2 protein-coding genes are annotated in these 2,689 nt (G+C 72.3%); both read left to right on the top strand.

Going from position 1 to position 2,689, the window contains the following annotated elements; translation table 11 throughout:
* Positions 1 to 249 precede the first annotated feature (249 nt).
* Positions 250 to 1,242 carry a tetratricopeptide repeat protein gene (locus tag ACFV6I_RS26150; protein WP_380379178.1) on the top strand — a complete coding sequence of 331 codons (993 nt, stop codon included), beginning with the start codon at positions 250 to 252 and terminating at the stop codon, positions 1,240 to 1,242.
* A gap of 719 nt (positions 1,243 to 1,961) precedes the next feature.
* Complete coding sequence (locus ACFV6I_RS26145) at positions 1,962 to 2,624, top strand: DUF6230 family protein (RefSeq protein ID WP_063347768.1); 663 nt, start codon at positions 1,962 to 1,964, stop codon at positions 2,622 to 2,624.
* Positions 2,625 to 2,689 lie beyond the last annotated feature (65 nt).

Genomic DNA, 2,689 nt, shown 5'->3' with positions numbered 1-2,689 from the left:
CCCGGGGGGGGGGGGCGGGGCCGCGCAGCGCGGCCTCTTCCCCCCGATCCCGGGGGACCCCGCGGCCCCCCGCGTCCCCCCCCCCGGGGGGGGGGGGGGGCCCCGGGCGCGGGTGGGGATCCGCGCCGAACGGTTCAGGCTACCGGGGGAGGGCCACCGCGCCCGGGAATCCGCGCCGCGCGGCCCGCGCGGGGCGACTTTCCCGAGGTTGGTTGCCCGCAGGCGGCGCGGACGGGGGAGGATGGTGCCATGCAGCCACGGAATTCGCGTCTCAACAGCTCCGCCCTGCGCGGTGCGGTCGACCTCGCCGCAGTGAAGGCAGCCGGCGAGGCTGCCCAGAAGGCCGAGCAGGCCCGGGTCGAGCGGGCCCGCCAGGCGGCCGCCGACGAAGCGGCCGGAGTCGCCCCCGAGCAGTCCGCCTACGCGCTCGTCATCGACGTCACCGAGGACACCTTCGAGTCCGAGGTCGTCCAGCGCTCCACCGAAGTGCCGGTCGTCATCGACTTCTGGGCCGAGTGGTGCGGCCCCTGCAAGCAGCTCAGCCCGATCCTGGAGGGCCTGGCCGAGGAGTACGCCGGCCGGTTCGTGCTCGCCAAGATCGACGTGGACGCCAACCCGCTGATCTCCCAGCAGTTCGGCATCCAGGGCATCCCGGCCGTGATGGCCGTGGTGGCCGGCCAGTTGGTGCCGCTGTTCCAGGGCGCCGAGAGTGCGGCCAACGTCCGCAAGGTGCTGGACCAGCTGATCCTGGTCGCCGAGCAGCGCTTCGGCGTGGTCGGCGGCGCCGGGGCTCCGGGCGAGGCGCCGGACGCCGCCCCGCAGCGGCCGGAGGACCCGGCCCTGGCCGCCGCGCACGACGCGCTGGACAGCGGCGACCTGGGCGGCGCCGTCCAGGCCTACCGCAACGTGCTGGCCGACCAGCCGGGCAACACCGAGGCCAGGTTGGGCCTCGCCCAGGCCGAACTGCTGCAGCGGATCGAGAGCGTGGACCCGCAGGCCGTCCGCGCCGCGGCCGCGGCCGACCCGAAGGACGTCGAGGCCCAGCTGCGGGCGGCCGACCTGGACCTGGTGGGCGGTCACGTCGAGGACGCCTTCGGCCGGCTGGTGGACACCGTCGGCCGGACCGCCGGTGAGGACCGGGACGCCGCCCGGCTGCGCCTGCTGGAGCTGTTCGAGGTGATCGGCACGGAGGACCCGCGGGTCACCGCGGCCCGCACCGCGCTGGCGCGCGTGCTGTTCTGACGCCCCCTCCGGTCCGGGCCCGGCCGGTCCCGGGCGGATCCTGGCACGGCGGATGACCTGCGGTGTCGCCGGGTGATTTGGCGACAATCCGGTCAACCGGACAGAGGTTTACCAAATCTTGACAACACCCGTGGACAGTCACACTTGGTGACTGTCCGCGGGTGTTTCGTTCGTGTTTCCGGCGGATTTCTTCGTCACGTTTCCTTCAAGGCGTCACGCACGGTGCATGCCGCGCCGATTTCATGATCAACGCTGTCGGCTGTTGCATTACCCGTCAGTAAGGAACCTCTTGTGCTTCGCCCGGGATTCGAGCACGATCGGCGACGCCCGGTCCCTGACTCCACACCCTCCGATCCGGTCGGCCACGTGGAGCGCGGGATCCCCACCGGGTGATCCGCCGGCCCCGGTCGGCGGTAGGGAGGGCAGGGGGGTATCCGCGGTCCCACGGCGGTTCCTGTCCTTCGACCGGCCGCGCGGCCCTGCGCGGTCGCTGGTTGTCGCTCGGGGGTGATCGCCGATGTCGTCGGTCCTGCCCGCCGCCCCGCAAGGACGGCCGGTGGAGGGACGGGAGTGCCGCTGTGTGCCGGCCGCTCCCGCGTCCGACGACGCCCAAGGCGCTCTCCGCTACCGAGGACGTAGCTCTCTCCCATCCCAGTCCCCCACCGGCGCGGGCGCGCCGCCGGGGAGCCGGAGATGTACGTCCTAGAAGGAGGACTCGCATGTCCCAGACCTACGGCAAGACCCGCTGGAAGCGCTTCGCCCTGGTGATGGTGCCGAGCATCGCGGCCACCGCGATGGTCGGCGCCGCCATGGCCAACAACGCGCTGGCGGCTTCGTTCAGCGTCTCCGGCCAGAGCTTCAAGGTCACCACGCCGGAGCTGCACGGCAAGAACTTCGCCCAGTTCGGCTCGATCGACGCCGAGGTGAACGGCACTCCGCACCCGGTCGCTGTCTCGGCCTTCGACGAGGCCACCATCAAGGGCCTCTGCCAGTCGGTGGTGACCGACCCCAACGTCATCCCCGGCCTGCCGTGGAAGCTGCCCAAGATCGTCCTTCGCCTGGAGGCGGGCAACAGCGACGACGTCAAGAAGCAGGTCTACGCCAAGAACCTGCTGATCGACCTCGACCAGCTGAACGCGGACGCCGAGTTCACCAACATCAACATCGGCCAGGACGCCTCGACCCTCAAGGGAGAGGCCACCCAGGGCTGGAAGTCCAAGCTCGGCGGCCTGCCGTCCGGCGCGACCGGCTTCGCCCAGGCCGCCGACAAGGCCGACCTGTACAACGTGCAGCAGACCGCCTGGGCCACCTCGGCCGGCACCTTCAAGCTCCCCGGCCTGAAGCTCGCGCTGCACACCGACGGCACCGGCGAGTGCTACTAGGCCGTTGACGGGGGGGGGGCGGGGGGCGCGCGGGGCCCCCGCCCGCGCGGCTCAATAGAGTGTGT

The sequence above is a fragment of the Kitasatospora sp. NPDC059803 genome (assembly GCF_042732255.1).
In the GTDB taxonomy this organism is placed as follows: domain Bacteria; phylum Actinomycetota; class Actinomycetes; order Streptomycetales; family Streptomycetaceae; genus Kitasatospora.
The sequence above is the reverse complement of the archived record's forward strand: the minus strand, read 5'-3'. Positions and strand labels throughout refer to the sequence as shown.

Bases quoted from the DNA above. Each gene is read 5' to 3' on its own strand.
- ACFV6I_RS26150 (WP_380379178.1), top strand. From the start codon at position 250: ATGCAGCCACGGAATTCGCGTCTCAACAGCTCCGCCCTGCGCGGTGCG.
- ACFV6I_RS26145 (WP_063347768.1), top strand. From the start codon at position 1,962: ATGTCCCAGACCTACGGCAAGACCCGCTGGAAGCGCTTCGCCCTGGTG.